This is a genomic window from Paenibacillus sp. 1_12 (assembly GCF_900114475.1).
Classification (GTDB): Bacteria; Bacillota; Bacilli; order Paenibacillales; family NBRC-103111; genus Paenibacillus_S.
Genome location: NZ_FOTE01000002.1, coordinates 447,561 through 464,323, shown reverse-complemented (window position 1 = coordinate 464,323; position 16,763 = coordinate 447,561). Strand labels below are relative to the sequence as shown.

The 16,763-nt window shown below is 46.5% G+C and carries 12 protein-coding genes; 7 read left to right on the top strand and 5 right to left on the bottom strand.

Going from position 1 to position 16,763, the window contains the following annotated elements:
• Positions 1-10: 10 nt before the first annotated feature.
• On the top strand, positions 11-970 hold the full coding sequence (locus BM210_RS06110; RefSeq protein ID WP_091165637.1) for a D-2-hydroxyacid dehydrogenase family protein: 960 nt from the start codon (positions 11-13) through the stop codon (positions 968-970).
• Between the two features lie 366 nt (positions 971-1,336).
• On the opposite strand, the gene BM210_RS06105 is transcribed toward BM210_RS06110, so the two are convergent.
• Complete coding sequence (locus tag BM210_RS06105; protein ID WP_256223257.1) at positions 1,337-2,308, bottom strand: S-layer homology domain-containing protein; 972 nt, start codon at positions 2,306-2,308, stop codon at positions 1,337-1,339.
• Between the two features lie 224 nt (positions 2,309-2,532).
• Here BM210_RS06105 and BM210_RS06100 point away from each other — a divergent pair, with 224 nt between their 5' ends.
• Positions 2,533-3,204, top strand: coding sequence for a sulfite oxidase-like oxidoreductase (locus tag BM210_RS06100; protein WP_091165633.1), 672 nt, complete (start codon positions 2,533-2,535; stop codon positions 3,202-3,204).
• Between the two features lie 168 nt (positions 3,205-3,372).
• Here the strand turns inward: BM210_RS06100 and BM210_RS06095 are convergent, their stop codons facing one another.
• From BM210_RS06095 to BM210_RS06080, 4 genes are all read right to left on the bottom strand, one after another.
• Positions 3,373-6,231, bottom strand: coding sequence for a stalk domain-containing protein (locus tag BM210_RS06095; RefSeq protein WP_091165631.1), 2,859 nt, complete (start codon positions 6,229-6,231; stop codon positions 3,373-3,375).
• 109 nt (positions 6,232-6,340) lie between these two features.
• Positions 6,341-7,255, bottom strand: a complete 915-nt coding sequence (gene rbsK, locus BM210_RS06090; protein WP_091165629.1) for a ribokinase — start codon at positions 7,253-7,255, stop codon at positions 6,341-6,343.
• On the bottom strand, positions 7,252-8,256 hold the full coding sequence (locus BM210_RS06085; protein WP_091165626.1) for a LacI family DNA-binding transcriptional regulator: 1,005 nt from the start codon (positions 8,254-8,256) through the stop codon (positions 7,252-7,254). The genes rbsK and BM210_RS06085 overlap by 4 nt, the downstream gene beginning before the upstream one ends.
• 152 nt (positions 8,257-8,408) lie before the next feature.
• Positions 8,409-9,449: a LacI family DNA-binding transcriptional regulator gene (locus BM210_RS06080; protein WP_091165624.1), complete on the bottom strand. Its 1,041-nt coding sequence runs from the start codon at positions 9,447-9,449 to the stop codon at positions 8,409-8,411.
• A 227-nt stretch (positions 9,450-9,676) separates the two neighbouring features.
• Here BM210_RS06080 and BM210_RS06075 point away from each other — a divergent pair, with 227 nt between their 5' ends.
• The 5 genes from BM210_RS06075 to BM210_RS06055 all read left to right on the top strand — a co-directional run bounded on the left by BM210_RS06075 (position 9,677) and on the right by BM210_RS06055 (position 16,750).
• Positions 9,677-11,080 (top strand): FAD-dependent oxidoreductase, encoded by a 1,404-nt coding sequence (locus tag BM210_RS06075; RefSeq protein WP_091165621.1) that lies wholly within the window; start codon positions 9,677-9,679, stop codon positions 11,078-11,080.
• A gap of 128 nt (positions 11,081-11,208) precedes the next feature.
• Complete coding sequence (locus tag BM210_RS06070; protein ID WP_091165619.1) at positions 11,209-12,825, top strand: response regulator transcription factor; 1,617 nt, start codon at positions 11,209-11,211, stop codon at positions 12,823-12,825.
• Positions 12,826-12,843: 18 nt separating this feature from the next.
• Positions 12,844-14,682 (top strand): sensor histidine kinase, encoded by a 1,839-nt coding sequence (locus BM210_RS06065; protein WP_091165617.1) that lies wholly within the window; start codon positions 12,844-12,846, stop codon positions 14,680-14,682.
• Between the two features lie 214 nt (positions 14,683-14,896).
• Positions 14,897-15,862 (top strand): ABC transporter permease, encoded by a 966-nt coding sequence (locus BM210_RS06060; RefSeq protein ID WP_091165616.1) that lies wholly within the window; start codon positions 14,897-14,899, stop codon positions 15,860-15,862.
• Between the two features lie 12 nt (positions 15,863-15,874).
• Positions 15,875-16,750 (top strand): carbohydrate ABC transporter permease, encoded by an 876-nt coding sequence (locus BM210_RS06055; RefSeq protein WP_091165613.1) that lies wholly within the window; start codon positions 15,875-15,877, stop codon positions 16,748-16,750.
• Positions 16,751-16,763 lie beyond the last annotated feature (13 nt).

Below are 16,763 nucleotides of genomic sequence, written 5' to 3'. Positions count from 1 at the left end.
GGAGGTAATCATGAAACTTCGATGCGCGATTCTTGATGATTATCAGAATGTTGCCATGCATATTGCGGATTGGTCGACGATTTCGGATAAGGTAGAAGTCCAAGTTTTTCAACAGCATTTTGATCAAGAGGATGAATTGGTCGCTGCGATCCAAGATTATGACATCATTGTAGCTATGCGTGAACGTACTCCATTTAAGGCGCCGTTATTCGCGCGTTTACCTCGCTTGAAGCTGCTTATCACGACAGGTATGCGCAATGCTTCCATAGATCTGGCAGCTGCTGTGTCTCATGGTGTTGTCGTTTGCGGCACTTCTAGCAGCGGCGATCCTACCACAGAGCTTACTTGGGCGTTAATTCTGGGGCTTGCCCGCAATATTGTGCAGGAGCACAATGCGATTCAGACGAATGGTGCTTGGCAGAGTACGATTGGAATGGATCTCCAAGGGAAAAAGCTGGGACTGCTGGGTCTTGGCAAACTGGGCAGTCGGGTAGCTCGAATTGGTCAGGCCTTTGGGATGGATGTGACTGCATGGAGCCAGAATTTAACCAAAGAGCGTGCTGATGAAGTAGGGGTAGGTTTTGCTGCCTCCAAAGAGGAGCTGCTGAAAAACAGTGATATCGTCTCGATTCATCTTGTGCTAAGCGAACGGACGAGAGGGCTGCTTGGAGCCAAGGAGCTCAAGCTAATGCGCCCGACGTCGTATCTGATTAATACTTCGCGCGCACCGATAGTGGATCAAGCAGCTCTTGTCGAAGCTCTTCAGAACAAACGGATAGCAGGAGCGGGTCTGGATGTATTCGAGGTAGAGCCTTTGCCGAAAGATGATGTCATTCGTCGTCTTACCAATGTACTAACCACACCACATCTCGGGTATGTGTCCCAAGCCAATTACCAAACCTTTTATCAGGACACTGTGGAAAATATAAAAGCGTTTTTGTCCGGTTCTCCGATTAGAATACTGTCCTAAGACAGAAGGAACTATATTAGATGAACCAAAGAAACATACAGTCCAAGTGGAGAAAGTGGTCCTTTCTGGAGAAACGAAGTGTTCGCTTTTGCAGACGGATTCTTACCCCTATAGGGCCAAGAATACAAAGAATCTGGCCGCAACAGCGATTGGAAGAAGGGTCTGCTTTCGCAGCGCCTCCCTGCTGTCCGGATGTTTGGTTCATCTTATATAGAGCAGAAATAATTCGTATCAGAAGCTTTCAAAGCAGCTTATTCAGGATATGCTTTCACAAAAAGAAGCCAACTCGTTATCTGAGTTGACTTCTTTTTGTTTTTTTATTTGGTTCGCTGCCATTTATAATTAGCTATCGGTGAAGGGCTGTGACTATTGTTCTGTAGGCACAATTATGGATGGATTTGGACTCGAAGAGACACTGGATTCCGCTGCAGCCCCGGTTACATTAACTGCAATCGGTTTGTACTTGGAGGATAAGAAGGTTTCTGCCTTCGACTCCGTAACGACCTGCGGGTACATCATTCCCGGCTGAGGCTCGGTCAGGCTGTATTGGATCTGCGCAGTACCATCGGTCTGAAACCGGATGCCCTCTATCTTGATACCGTAGCCCGGATTGGGTGTGATGCCGCGTGACAGCGTTATTTTGTTCAAATCTGCGTTAATCGAATCCACAGCTACGGTAACTTCATCTTGCTGCGGATTCGTCAGGTTAACAGAGTGAGCTTTAAGAAACTGGATGGTATGACTCACCCAGACTGCGGCTTCGCCGCGGGTCATTTCCCGTTTAGGGTAGGCCATACGCTTCTCTTCAGTTTTGGCAATCTTGTGCAAATACAGAAGCTGCATGCTGTTTATATAAGCTTTATCGATCTGATCTTCATCAGCAAAACCGATATACATCAAAATAACAGGAAATGTGCCTTTTTTGTCCATAGCATGAATGAGCAGATCGGCATACTGCTCACGGGTAATCGTAGCGCTCGGGTCCACATTCTTCGGAATGTTAAGTCCATTCAAATGGGCAATAATAAAGGCTTCCGCATACCAGGCATCGTTAGGCACGTTCGTGAAGTAATCGGAAGCCTCCGGTTTTTTAATAAATCGCATCGTATCGAGATTCAGGTTCAGGCCTTTAACAAGTAAGCTCACACTTTGGGCATAGCTGATTGGTCTGCGAGGGGCAAAATGAGTGCTATCCACTCCGTCTACGATCCCTTTTTCCTTAAGCATCATGATGGGTTCCTTCTCAGTTGCATCCAAATCCGTAAACGCAAATACGGAGCCCGTTGATACTGTACTTAGCAGCAAAGCGGCTGAAATTAGAGTAATTATTTTCTTCATTGTGATCATCCCTTTCATTTCATATATAGTTATTGACGATCTGGCAGTTATTTCTTAAGACGGTTCATTTGTTGATAAGGTTGCTGGAAAATGCAAATAACGTTAACAGCCAGATATTCCAATAGAATGGCTCGGGTTCCGAATGTAGGACGATCTATGATATGATGGTTAAGGATTGAAGGGATGAGCTCAATTATTTAAACCCCCGATAGGAGATTGTATAGATGAATAAAGATACCAAGGCTGATCGAATTAAACGGATGCAGGTTCCTCAAATGGAAACGCAGTTTGGGGGCAGAGTTCCGGCTGGACAAGTGGTTACGGAACGTTTCCCTATTTTACATGAAGGTGAAGTCCCTGAGTACGATATGTCCAAGTGGACCCTGCGTGTATTTGGTGAGGTAGCGGAGGAAAAGGAGTTCAGCTACGAGGACTTAATTGCATTGCCGCAAACGCAGATCGTCTGCGATATTCATTGCGTAACCAGATGGACCAAGCTGGACACGGTATGGGAGGGGGTACGTTTCCGAGACTTTCTGAGCTTGTTGAACATACAGCCTCAAGGGAAGTATGTCATGCTTCATGCGGATAATGACTATGAAACGAATGTGCCGCTTGAGGATCTGATGGGTGATCAAATTCTGCTTGCGATGAAATATGATGGCAAGCCGCTTACGAAGAAGCACGGATGGCCGCTGCGTTTAGTGGTGCCACATCTTTATTTTTGGAAAAGTGCCAAATGGGTTCAAGGAATCGAATTTATGAAGGAAGACCGTGAAGGCTTCTGGGAGCGTAATGGATTTCACAATACGGCCGACGCTTTTGAAGAGCAGCGCTTTTCAGGCGAGCCTTTGCCGATTCCCGAAGACGAATGGGTACATAAGGATTTTGACTGAGTCCAGATAGGTGTGGTTGATCACCTATGACAACATGTGAAAGCTGACCAAGTTTGAATGTGTTGAAAGAGAAAAAGCTATGTCACATTGAGGAAGAGAGGCTATCCCAAAAGTAGAGAAATCTACTCAGGTGACAGCCTCTTATTTCTTGTATTTCTTCATTCAGTTTTATCTGATTTCGGTACTGTACATCGCGACAAGCTCGTCATACAGCTGATGATCCTGCTCATACTCTTGATCGCCGATGATGATAACTCCATCCGTATAGGAAACTTTTTTGCCAAGTGCTTCGCAAAGTACACGCAGCGGCAAATAGGTGCTGCCGTTGATTATTTGTGCAGAGACAGGTAAGTCGACGTTGGCTTCATTCACCCTCATTTGCATAGCGCCAACGGGAATTGTAATCTTTTTGCCATTACCGGTTAAAGTGGCTGTTTGCGTATCAGCATCCCAGGCAACCTGCACGCCCAAATTTTCCGAGACGAATCGAACGGGCAGCAGGGTGCTGTCATTATCGATAATCGGTTTGGCTTGCAGCGTTTTTTTCTCCCCTTGAACGTACGCGCTCCAGCTGTTGACAGCGAGGAGGATCATTGCGTTCATTTTGATTTTGGACGCGTCGGATAGCACATTAGCCTTATAGCTGTCTATGTTATGCTTGTCCAGCACCGTGATGCTGATCGATTGGTCATAACCATCTGTTTTGATTCTGATTTGGGCATTACCTTTCTTCTTGGACACAAGTGAGTCGCCATCTACGTCTATCGTATCCGGTTTGGAGGATTCCCAAATTACGCCTTCGTCCAGCATCTTTTCACTGTAATCGTTGTATAAGGCCATGACTTTTTTTGCAATGGCTTCGTCTACAAGCATATACGAATTTGATGCAGAGGCAGTCGGTTTGTCCGCCAGACGGAGGCCCTTAATTTTCAATTGCTGCTGCTTCTCGTAAGAAATGTTCTTGTTCTGCGAGGAGTCCAGCCATTTTTTCGACTGACTGTCGGCAGTGAAATCAAGGAAATTGTAACTCAAATTCAGGTACTGCCATTTTGTATTCACTGAATAAAACGGAGAAATATCTTTGATCGCGTTTGATGATAAATAAAGGCTGGATAATTTCGATAGACCGGCAAGCGGAGCTACATTCTGAATCCGATTGTTACTGGCAAACAAGGTCTCCAAGCGGGTCAGGGTGGAGAGCGGTGATAAATTACTTACTGCATTGTCCGTAATATCCAAGGATTGGAGACGCGTAAGTGCAGACACCCATGTTAAATCGGATAGGCCCGATGAATTCAATTCCAGCTTTTCCAATTGGCTGAGGCGGCTTGCACTGGTGTAGTCCGTAATGGCTTTACTGTGCAACCCGAGTTCTCGCAGCTGGGAAGCTTTATCCAAACGAGTAATATCACGTAATGCCTTGCCGCCGACAGACAGGCGCTGAAGGTTGGCTATATGTGGAACAAAATTCAAATCGGTAACAGCATCGTTCCAAATGTCGAGCTGTTGCAGCGATTTCATAGGTTCGAGCAAGGCGGTGAGTTGGCTTGTGTCTACATCCCCTTGGAGATATAGAATCTTTAAATTGTTCAGCTGTTTAAGGGCATCGACACCGGTGATATTCAAATTCTGGTTGCGTACCGTCAAATCACGGAGCGACTTCAGCTCGGACAAAAACGAGATATCGGCATCCTTCATGTAGAACATCTGAAGTCTCTTCATGTTCGTGAGCTTTCTCAGCAAACCGGCGTCTTTGGCCATATCTCCACTGCTGTAATCAAAATCCAAGGCAGCAATTCTCGATAAATCCCATTCCGTTACGGGCTCCTGAGGTTTTTCCAGGATGGTGCGAATCATTTTCTCAAAATCGGTGCTTTGAAAAGTGACCGGGTTTAAATTGGCCTTCTGTTCATTAGGTCTGGACCATTCGCTTAGGAAGGTGGCTGTATCCTCTTTATCCGGTATATCAAAAAAACGTACCGTATATATAATTGTGGCAGGCGTGCCGTTAATGGCTTGGATGCCTGTTATTTGAGCTTCAAATTCGTCGTTACTCGCTATAGAGCCTATGTGCGCTGGACGGAAAATGATACAATTGGCAATCCCGAAGCCTGTTGTTTCTACATTAAAATAATTGCGCTCAGGGAACAATTTTGCATCGGAGGGGATTCCCCGGTCCTTTTGGTCAAAGGTCCATACTTTACCATCCGCTTTTCGTTTAAGCACGACTTTAACCTGATCGGGGGTCGGCGTTTTATATTGTGCTGGATTAAGCGTGATAGACCATGCATCTCCACGATTAAAAGCGTTGGTAGGAAATGCTCCCGGACTAGGCCAAGCGATATAAGGCAGGGAAAAAGCTCCTGCACCGCTTTTATCAAATACCTGCATGGGTGAATACGTATACGTTGTGTTTCCACTGGCTAAACCGAACCCTGTATACTTGAGTGGTGGATTCAGTATCCAGCGGCGATGTCCCAGGCGATCGATATTGCTCATATCACTGTCACTCATGTAACCCAATACGGTTGAATGTAATTTGTTTACCATACCCATGAGATTGCTGCTGCTGGTTGATTTGTAGCCAATCTTATAAAAGCTATCATCCATCGATGACGGCTTTTCCGGCGTATGGGATAATCCCTTGTCCCTTACTGCTAACAAGACGGCACCGTGTTGTGCCTGATCGTTCAGCATGGGGTCCGCAGCCAGATTGTCAGGTAAACCTGCCAAATAACGAACATAGTTGGCCATGTTAACACCGTCTTGAATAAATTCGGCATTCAGCTTGCCGGTTGAGTAAGGCGGTACCATAAGCGGCTGCTCGATCATCGGGTTCCCGTTGAATTTAGGACGGTACTGCTCCCATTTTGCAATGATTTCTTCAGGATTGTGGCCCGCTACAAAAGGTGACGTATTGCCTTCTGCGTTCGCATGAACCGCCCAAGCCATACTTGAAAGAAATACAGTCGTGCTGAGTATTGCGCTTTTTTTCCATGTTCTTAAACCTCGAATTCTCTCTGTCAAAAATATCTCTCCTCCTTGTGATAACTCCGTTTATATATCGGCGAGAAGCTGCATTTTAATAAATAAAAGAACGCATTTGCTGCGTTCTTGTGAGGTATTAAGATTCAATTCATCCGCGACCAAACTGTTGAACCTCTTCGAGCGTAGGCAGTGAGCTTTGAGCACCGGCGCGGGTGACGGTTATGGCGGCTACGATTTGAGCTTGTCGAATGGCTTCATCCATATTTCGATCCGACACGTAGCTGGCTGCTAATCCGCCTATAAAGCTGTCTCCGGCAGCAGTGGTATCAAGTGCTTTGACCTTATGGGCAGGAAACAATTTAAAAGTTTGATGATTTGCATAACAGCAGCCTTTTTCGCCAAGTGTCACAATAAGTGATTGTACCCCTTTGGCCAGCAGTGCTTCAGTCGCATCTTTAAGGCTTTGGTCATCAATAAGCTCAAACCCGCAAATTTCGGCCAGCTCATGCTCATTCGGAACCAGAATATCCACATAAGATAAGAGCTCATCATCCAGAGGTTTGGCAGGCGCCGGGTTCAAGATCGTTGTTTTACCGAGCTGCTTGGCTAATTGAAGGGTGTATTTCACAACTTCCATCGGAATTTCAAGCTGCAGCACCACAATCTCACATTGCTCGATAGCCTGTCTTTGCAGCTCAATATCCTGCTCAGAGATATCGAAGTTGGCGCCTGGAATGACAATGATATGATTGCTGCCACTCTGATCTACGGTAACTACTGCGACTCCGGATTTCTCGGTAGAGGTCACGATATGCTGTGTATTGACGTTGGATGCTGTAAGGGAGCTCAAGAGAGAGGTACCGTATGGATCTGCTCCGACTTTACCGATCATGTGGACAGGTGCTTGCAGCTTGCCGATCGCTACTGCCTGATTGGCGCCTTTTCCTCCGGGAATTTCCTTTAATTCGGTTCCAAAGATGGTTTGACCTTCTTTAGGCATGTGATTCACATTAATCACGATATCCATATTCAAACTTCCTACAACTACGATAGATGGCTTCATTGTTTCAAATCCTTTCTTGTAGAAGCTCTGGGTATGAGGGTAACTTCCAGTTCGTACAGGCTGTTTTCTACAGCTTCTCCATTAATCTTTTGAATCAACAGTTTTGTTGCTAAGGCACCAAGCTCATAGATCGGCTGGGCTACCGTTGTAATCTCCGGTTCTGTGGCTTCCGTAAGCTGTATGCCATCAAATCCGCATATCGCCACTTGCTCAGGAACCTTAATTCCCATTCGGAGTAATGCTTTCAAAGCACCGACTGCCATTAAATCATTACCAACGAAAATGCCGTCTACATCGGGGTGGCGCTCTATAAGCTGCTCAGCGGCTGTCATCCCGCCATCCAAAAGGAAGTTCCCAGGCACCTGTAAACTCGGGCTGTACCACGATAGGTGCTTCACGGTATCCTCGTACCCTCGAAGTCGTTCCTGGGCGGTCTGTATTTCCTGAGGTCCATAAATATGCGCGATTTTGCTGCAGCCCCTATCAAGCAAATGTTGAACAGCCAGTCTGGCGCCTGCCCGATTATTCGAGCGGACAACGCTGCACAGCTCTTCAGAAGGCGCACGATCCAAAACGATATAGGGGATATGGCTGCTGTTCATGCGAAGAGCCTCTTCCATGCCAAACGTATGAGAGGAGAAAATGATTCCGTCGACATATCTTTGTCTGAAAATCTCGATATAAGCCTGCTCCCTATCCGCTTGATCATCTGAGCTGCCAAAAAATACAGTATATCCAAATGTTCGGGCTACTTCCTCGACGGCTCTGGCCAGCTCTGGGAAAAAGGGATTCGTCATATTAGAAAGAATCAAAGCAATGGTTCGGCTCCTCTTGCTGGCCAAACCTCTTGCGACTGCACTTGGTTCATATTGCAGAGTCTTGATGGCCTGATTCACTTTGAGCTCGGTTTCTTGATTGACATAACCACTTTTATTTAAAACACGGGATACGGTGGAGACCGACACACCTGATAATTGCGCAACATCCCGGATCGTTGCCACCAATAATCACTTCCTTCAAGAGAGATGCTGCTGGTAAGTATACATTGTGGTAGCGGTACCATAACTCTTAAAAAGCAATGTGGTATCGCTACCACATTTTTATGATGTAAATTTTACTTGGAAAATATATCGATGTCAATACAGATGATGATTTATTTCACACGTATAGCCGTAGTTCCCGCTATGCATAAATCTCCCTGAATTCGGATGTGCTCAAAGGGGAGTGAAGGATTAGCGATACGCCAAAGCATACGGTCAGCGGCCCGATATCCAGTTTGTCGGATGGAAAGCTGCGGTCTCGTAAATAACGGTAAAGATTCGGGCTGCTCATTTAAAAAACCTATCATGGATATATCCTCAGGTATACGAAGATTGAGCTCCTGACATAGCTTATATGTTGGAGCAACCTCATCATGAATTCCGCAAATCACAGCGGTGGGACCGTGAAGAACCAACTTATCACGCAGATCCATCAGCCATTCCGGATGAAGGCTGCGTTGACTGATCGAATGTGCTGAAGCGTCAACCTCAGAGTTGAACTCATTCATGGCATGGATGAAAGCCTGCCAGCGTACAATAAATCCTCTCTGGGTATGCGTATCGCCAATGTACATGATGTTATGGTGGCCGATTGATCTTAAATAAGCAACTGCTTGATAGGTGACTTCGTATATATCCCAGATCACACTATCCGCCTTGGTGCCAAGCGGGGGGTAGCTGAGCAGAATTTTTGGTATCGGTATCTGAAGCAGCACGGACTCCCAAGTTTTGGGTGAAATGCTGGGTGCAATGAATAAGCCGTCCGCGAATTCCACGCCTTTCTCTTCTAGCCACTCTGCCATTGCAGCTTCCTTGCTCAAAGCAGGAAGTAAGCAGATTTCAATATGGTGCCCAAAGGAGGCAAAGCGATCATGCAGCCCCTCCAGCAGCAGACGATTATAGCCGACGGATTGTTCGGTTTGAACGAGCAGGAATCTTTTGCGTTCTATGGGATAGGAGATGATCCGTTCCGCTCTTAAGCTGCGAATTTGCTCCTTCGTAAAGTACCCCAGCTTCTCTGCGGTTTCTACGATAAGCTGTCTTGTAGCCTCCGCCATCCCGGGCTTTCCCTTTAGCGCCTTGTTAACCGTTTGAACAGTGACACCTAACTCTTGAGCAATAGTTTTAAGAGTAACTGGTTTCTGTATGGGCATATTGTGCACCTCTTGATCTAGATATAGAATGTACGTTTCCTATTATAATCATGGTTACAGAGGAACACCCCAGCCGACGATGAAGCCTCTTTATTGTGCTTTTGCTGCCTAATCATCGTGCTTATGTATATCCTACCACGCAATCATTTTAGATGAAACTAAAATGAAACTAGTTCTCCAGTCATGGCAGCATATAATGAAGGTATCATATTGAGGAGGCTGGTTTTATGAACAAGCAAGGGTCATCAACCATACAAATAACTTCAGAGCTGCAGGTATCCCATACACCGGATGTTGTCGTTATCGGAGGCGGGGCGACGGGGATTGCTGCTGCGATTGCAGCGGCACGTAATGGAGCGAATACACTGTTGATTGAGCAGCGTGGATATCTCGGCGGCATGGGAACAGCAGCTTTAGTGCCTGCTTTTTGCCCGTATACGGATGGGGAAAAGCCGATCATTCGCGGTATCGGTCTGGATTTGCTAGAAAAGATGAAGCAGGCGGCCGGTGACAAATTTCTTAGCAGCTACAAGGATTTGCTGGACTGGGTACCGATTGATGTGGAAACGCTAAAACGGGTATATGACAAAGAGGTATTGGATAGCGGTGCCCAACTATTATTTCATACGGTCGCTGATCAAGTGCTGCTTGATGGAGATCGGATTAGCGGAATCGTCATTAGCAATAAATCAGGACGTTCGGTAGTTCAAGCGAAGCTGTACATCGATGCGTCAGGTGATGCCGATTTAGCGGCGCTGGCGGGTGTTCCGTTTCAGACGGGTGGAGAGCAGGGTGAGCTGCAACCGGGTACGATGTGCTATGTCGTATCGGGAGTGGAAAAAGCACGTTATGAGCAATTTATCGAGCAGTCGGGGCAAGGTAACAGCCTGGAGAAAACCGTTGTAGAAGCCCAGCTTAACGGCGATCTTCCGGAGGGCCGCAAACGTATTTCAGGGATGGCCTGGATTACGGACTCGGTGGTCGGATTTAATTTTGGACATATATTTGGAATTGACGGGACGAAGGCTGAGGACTTGACCCGTGCCGCGATTGAAGGGCGCATATTGATCGATGTGCAAATCCAATTTTTGCGTAAATATGTACCGGGCTTCGAGAACATTCATTTGGTGCATTCCGGCGATCAGATCGGTATTCGGGAAACACGGCGGATTGCTGGTGATTATACACTGGTTGTCGACGATTTCATATCCATGCGGACGTTCGAGGATGATATAGCACGTAATGCTTATTTTATCGATATTCATCTTGCCAATGCGACCAGTACGATGACGATCAAACATCTGCCAAAAGGTCAATCGCATGGTGTGCCCTATCGCTGCATGCTGCCGCAGGGCAAATCCAATCTGATCGTGGCCGGACGCTCGGTTTCCTCTGACCGTCCCGTGCAGGGCTCGCTTCGTGTGATGCCGAACTGCTTTGCAATGGGGCAGGCGGCCGGAACGGCAGCGGCAATGGCTAGTGTAACCGGCGGCGGGTTCCGTGAGGTAGCGATACCCGAGCTCCAGCGTAAGCTTATCGAGCAAGGAGCCTGGTTGGGTGAGCGCCCGGGCCGTGCGGATGCTGTGGCTGTAGGCACTTCCGGTAAGGTTGAATTCGACGATGAAGCCTGATCAAGTTAAATGAACCCGAATAAAGATCGGCCTCCTGCTTGATTGCGGGAGCGGCGATCTTTTGTCTTTTTGCGTGTGTCCATATGTAATTCAAGTTATACTACATAATAGACAGGAGGTGGCAGCTCATGTATCGATTGGTCATTGTGGACGACGAGCCTACAGTGCGGCACGGGCTGAGTACTTATTTTGATTGGAGTCAATATGGAATTGAGGTTGTCGGTGAAGCGGATGATGGGGATGTCGCTCTCGAATTAATTGAACAGGTCAAGCCGGATCTGGTGCTGACTGATGTCCGCATGCCTCAAATGGATGGGATCCAACTGTCCAGTGAAATTAAGCTGCGCTTTCCTGGGATCAAAATTGTATTTGTCAGCGGGCATGATGATGCGGATTATTTGAAATCTGCACTTAAGGTGAATGCCGTCGATTATATTTTCAAGCCTGTGAATATTCAGGAGCTGGCTGCCGTAGTGGAACGGGTTGTCAAGCAGCTGCAGGATGCGGAGCAGGAACGCACTTACATTGTAGACATGCAGGTAAAGCTGACGCAAAGCATGCCATTACTGCGGGAGAAATTTCTGATGTCATTGATTTGGGATGGCGTAACGAATCCGTCACGGATCAAAGACCGACTGGACTTTCTGGGACTCGATTTGCCTGCGGAAGCCGATTATTGGACGCTTGTACTGAAAATCGATGATAGCGCAGAGGTTATGGCAACTCGAACAGAGAGGGATCAGCAGCTGCTTTCCTATTCGGTACTCAATATTGTGCAGGAATTGACGGAGCAGATGCTGCAGGGATATGTCTTTGAGACCCGTAATGGCGAGTTTGTCGTCATTCTGAGAATGGGGGAGGAAGACAATCAGGAGGAAAGGTTATTCAGCTTAACCGAGCAAATACGCGATAACTTGAAGCGTTGGCTGAAAATTAGTGTCACCATTGGTGTGGGAGAGCGGATTTCTGGATTGCAATCGATGCCTGAATCATACAATCAAGCGCGGGAAGCAGCCGATCAAAGATGGTATCTAGGTAAAAATCATATTATTTCCATCGATAATTTACAGCAAAATACAGACAGTCTTTACCGATTTGATATGGCTCAGGGTGAACGCATCTTGTCGGTTCTAAAGGCAACGGATCAGGATAAGCTGCTCGCTGAGCTGAATGAGATTTTCGAGCCTTTGTCACGCAGCCGCAAGGAGGGCTTTACCAACTGCCGCAACGTCAGCCTTCAGCTGATTCTGATGGCAAGCCGGCTGATGCTGGAGCTCAATATGATGGGGCCGGAGATGAGTGACAAAGAAGCGATGCTGTGGGAACAAGTATTCAAGCAGGAAACGATTATTGAGCTGCGTCACCTGGTAGAGGCTCATCTGTTAGATGTGTGCGAACGGATCAGTGAAAAGAGAAGCGCCAAGCCCAAAAATGCTATTGAACGGGTTCATGCCCTAATAGACCAACGTTACGCCGAAAACCTACAGGTTGGCGATATTGCCAAGGAAGTGTTTTTGTCGCCGACCTACTTGTGTCTGCTGTTTAAACAGGAAACCGGAGAAACGATCAACGAATATTTAACCAAGGTAAGAATCGAAAAAGCCAAGGAGCTGCTGAGCGATCCGCGCAACAAGTTTTATGAGGTTTGTTATACAGTCGGCTATTCGGACCCGAGTTATTTTAGTAAGCTGTTCAAAAAGTATACGGGTCTCACACCGAGCGCATTTCGCGATCAATTGACGTAAAGGAGGTAGAAATTAATTATGAGAAGGCTCTTGAAAAGAAGCTGGAACTATAGCTTGCTGCTCTTGAAGGGAGCCATGGCGGCGAGACGCTGGCTGTTGGCTTACGTCATTCTCATTCTGATTCCTGCTGCGCTGCTGCTTTATTCCTATATGCAAAAGTCCTCTCAAATCATTGAAGAGGAAGTAACCCGCACGATGCTGCAGACGATTAAACAGGCAAGCATCAATCTTGATTATCAGTTCGACTCCGTACGCGATACGTCGAGTATTATTTTTATGAATCCGAAGCTTAACCAATATTTAAGCAGCACGGCTTCCATTGGACAGCAGCTCGACTCACTCAAGGAGCTTAGGTATCTGGTCGATAATGCGCAAACGAATCCGAATGTGATGCGGGTTCGCTTATTTGTGAACAGCAATCGGATGTTTTCCGGGGAACGGGTCAACTTTTTTACATTGGATAGCTTGAAGGACAGACCTTGGTTTCAAGAGGTGATGGATGCAGGCGGTATGATTGTGTGGACAGGCGCTTATCTCGAATCCTATCTCGATCCAGGTCCACTCTATGTGTTCTCCGGTGCCCGAATGCTGAGAGATCCCAATGAATATGATCAGATTTCAGGCATGCTGTTAATTGATGTGTCTGAGAAAACAATCGAAGATATTTTGACCAAAATCAAGCTGACCCAACAGGGCACGATTTACCTTGCAGAACCCGATGGGACGATGATATCGAATAAAGATAAATCACTGCTCGGCAGCAAAATAGAATTTGATGAGGTGCTGTCTGCATTCGGACAAGGTGAAGAAGGCATTATCCCCGTCATGAAGGACAATAACCCTCGTTATGTCATTTATACAACGATTCGTTCTACGGGCTGGAAGCTGGTTGCTGAAATCCCCAAAGCAGAGATTACGTCTCGAGCGACTACACTAAATCAGTTTTCCGGTATTGCGACGTTATCAAGTGTCACGATTCTGTTCCTGCTGCTTGTATTTATTTTACTAGCCGTTATTGTGCGGGGAATGAACCGCAGGATGCAATCCGTGATCATGATGATCAAACGGGAAGGGATTGAAAGTCTGGATGAACGCACGGGTGCTTTTGAAGGTGACTCTAATCTTTTGGAGAATAGTGTCGATCATTTGATTCACAAGGTTCATGATCTTATGGAAGAAACGTATCGATCCAAGGTGCAGGAGCGGGAAGCCCAGCTGCGGGCACTGCAGGCGCAAATTAATCCACATTTCCTTTACAATACATTGGATACGATTAATTGGATTGCTATAGGGCGGGGAGCTCATGATATTAGCCAAATGATTGACGGTCTAGCCAAGTATTTTCGGCTTAGTCTCAATAAAGGCAAAGATCGGGTTAGTGTGAGCGATGAACTGAATTTGGCGAAGGTGTATCTGGAAATTCAGCAAACACGGTTTCCCAAAAGCTTTGAATTTCATATCGAGGCTGAAGTAGGTCTTGATGATTACGAAATGCCTAAGCTGACCCTGCAGCCCATTGTCGAAAACGCGCTGCTGCATGGTATCCGCAAATCGAAGGGGAAAGCGGGCACGATATGGATTCGCGCAGCTATGAATGGTGACGAGCTGACACTGTCGGTTGCCGATGATGGGATTGGCATGGAGCGGGAGCTTGTGGGCACGCTCCTGACGGAACCGCAGCCTGCCATGCGATCTGATGGGTCAGGCAGCTCTTATGGTTTATACAATGTGAACGAACGCATTAAACTGTTTGCCGGAGAGCAGTATGGATTGACGATTGCATCGAGCCTTGGTGAAGGTACGACAGTTACCGTTCGTTTCCTATGCGTTCAGCCTGATCGCCCAATCCACTCCTAAGATCGAAAGCCGACATGAGTCGGGTGAACCCATCGTTGATAAAAAGTATAACCACATAGACAGAATCACCAACCGCTCTCTTCGAAGATGATGAGGGCGGTTTAATTGTATAAATACCTTAAGATAGTACCAGAAACACAAACATTACCATCTACAGCCCGATCAGCTCCCTCTATATAATATAAATATACACACACGGAGGTGAACTGATCACATGAGTCGTACCCTAGTAGAGCCGGAGCACCAAACAGTTCACACCAAGGCGAAAAAAGTAAGCAGCGGTCGCTTTAAACTGTTTCTTAGCAACATTGATCTCTATATACTGCTAGTTCCTGGCTTATTGTTTTTGCTGCTGTTCAAGTATGCGCCGATGTATGGCATTGTCATCGCTTTTCAGGATTTCAACATTTTTGACGGATTTGCCGGGAGTAAATGGGTGGGACTGGCCCAATTCGAAAAGCTGGTTCGCTCGGAGGAATTTTACCAGGTTTTCATCAATACGTTAATGATCTCGCTGTACAAAATCGTATTGCTATTCCCTATACCGATCCTGATTGCACTTTTTCTGAATGAAGTGCGCAGAGCCTGGTTCAAAAAAACGGTGCAAACGATCATCTTCCTACCACATTTCTTATCGTGGGTTATTATTTCAGGATTGTTCATTAACATTCTTTCGCCGAGCGGGGGATTGGTCAATAACGTCATTCAAGCCTTTGGCGGCACTCCGATTTCCTTCTTTCTCGACAATAGCTTTTTCCGCAGTGTAATCGTATTTACGGCTGGTTGGAAAGAATCAGGCTGGAATGCGATCATCTTTATCGCTGCTATTGCAGGCATCGAGCAGGAGCAGTATGAAGCGGCCGCGATTGATGGGGCGGGGCGGATTAAACAAATGCTGCATATTACTTTACCCGGCATTGTTCCGACAATCATTCTGATTTTTATTCTGCGCTTGGGCTATTTGCTGGAAGCGGGCACTGAACAAATTTTGACGATGTACAATTCGGTTGTATATCAATCCGGTGATGTTATAGGAACTTTCGTATATCGACAGGGACTTGGGCAGCAGGATTACAGCTTCAGTACAGCGGTCGGTATCTTCAATTCGGTAGTCGGCTTCATCCTGATTGTTGGCGGTAACGAGCTTAGCAAAAAACTGATTAAACGCAGTATCTGGTAGGAGGCTAAGAACATGCATAAAAAAACGATTGGTGATTGGTCACTCGATATAGCCGTATATCTGGTATTGCTGCTTTCAGGTTTGGCCACCTTACTGCCGCTTGCTAATGTCCTTTCCAAAGCGATTAGTGATGAAGCCGCGGTAGTATCCGGTAGAGTCGGAATTTTCCCCGTAGGCTTCCAGCTTGACACGATGAAGCATGTTGTATCTTCCGCTCAATTTCTTCATTCGATAGGCGTCTCATTACTGATCACGGTGGTGGGTACCGCGCTTGCAATTCTTTTGACAGCAGTGACAGCTTATCCCTTATCCAAGAGGCATCTGCCTGGCATCTCTTTTATCATGCTGCTGTTTATTTTCACCATGCTGTTCAATGGCGGCATCATTCCGAACTACCTATTAATGAAGCAGCTGCATCTGATTAACAGTCTATGGTCGCTCATGCTGCCAGCTTTGATTAGCGTATTCAATATGCTTGTGATCAAAAGCTACTATGAGTCGCTGCCGGAAGCACTGGAGGAGTCGGCCAGAATGGATGGCGCTCGCAACTTCACGATTTTATTCCGAATTATTATTCCTTTAAGTGTCCCTGTTATTGCGACCATCGCGCTCTTCTACGCAGTTTATTTCTGGAACGATTATTTCCATCCCATGCTCTACATTAATGATGCTAAATTAAAGCCTCTGCAGCTATATTTACGTGACATTGTCATGGATGCGGACAGCTCAAATGCAGCTAACAAAAGTATCGACGATTTGATGAACGTATCACCGGAAGGGGTTCGGGCTGCAACGGTTATCGCTTCGATTATTCCGATGCTCCTTGTGTACCCGTATTTGCAAAAGCATTTTGTCAAAGGTGTGCTGATCGGCTCTGTCAAAGGATAAACTGGCGTTAAAG

What these genes read in the sequence shown, in the direction of transcription:
- BM210_RS06110 (WP_091165637.1), top strand. Translation starts at nt 11, where the DNA reads ATGAAACTTCGATGCGCGATTCTTGATGATTATCAGAATGTTGCCATG.
- BM210_RS06105 (WP_256223257.1), bottom strand. Translation starts at nt 2,308, where the DNA reads ATGAAGAAAATAATTACTCTAATTTCAGCCGCTTTGCTGCTAAGTACA.
- BM210_RS06100 (WP_091165633.1), top strand. Translation starts at nt 2,533, where the DNA reads ATGAATAAAGATACCAAGGCTGATCGAATTAAACGGATGCAGGTTCCT.
- rbsK (WP_091165629.1), bottom strand. Translation starts at nt 7,255, where the DNA reads ATGAAGCCATCTATCGTAGTTGTAGGAAGTTTGAATATGGATATCGTG.
- BM210_RS06080 (WP_091165624.1), bottom strand. Translation starts at nt 9,449, where the DNA reads ATGCCCATACAGAAACCAGTTACTCTTAAAACTATTGCTCAAGAGTTA.
- BM210_RS06075 (WP_091165621.1), top strand. Translation starts at nt 9,677, where the DNA reads ATGAACAAGCAAGGGTCATCAACCATACAAATAACTTCAGAGCTGCAG.
- BM210_RS06070 (WP_091165619.1), top strand. Translation starts at nt 11,209, where the DNA reads ATGTATCGATTGGTCATTGTGGACGACGAGCCTACAGTGCGGCACGGG.
- BM210_RS06065 (WP_091165617.1), top strand. Translation starts at nt 12,844, where the DNA reads ATGAGAAGGCTCTTGAAAAGAAGCTGGAACTATAGCTTGCTGCTCTTG.
- BM210_RS06060 (WP_091165616.1), top strand. Translation starts at nt 14,897, where the DNA reads ATGAGTCGTACCCTAGTAGAGCCGGAGCACCAAACAGTTCACACCAAG.
- BM210_RS06055 (WP_091165613.1), top strand. Translation starts at nt 15,875, where the DNA reads ATGCATAAAAAAACGATTGGTGATTGGTCACTCGATATAGCCGTATAT.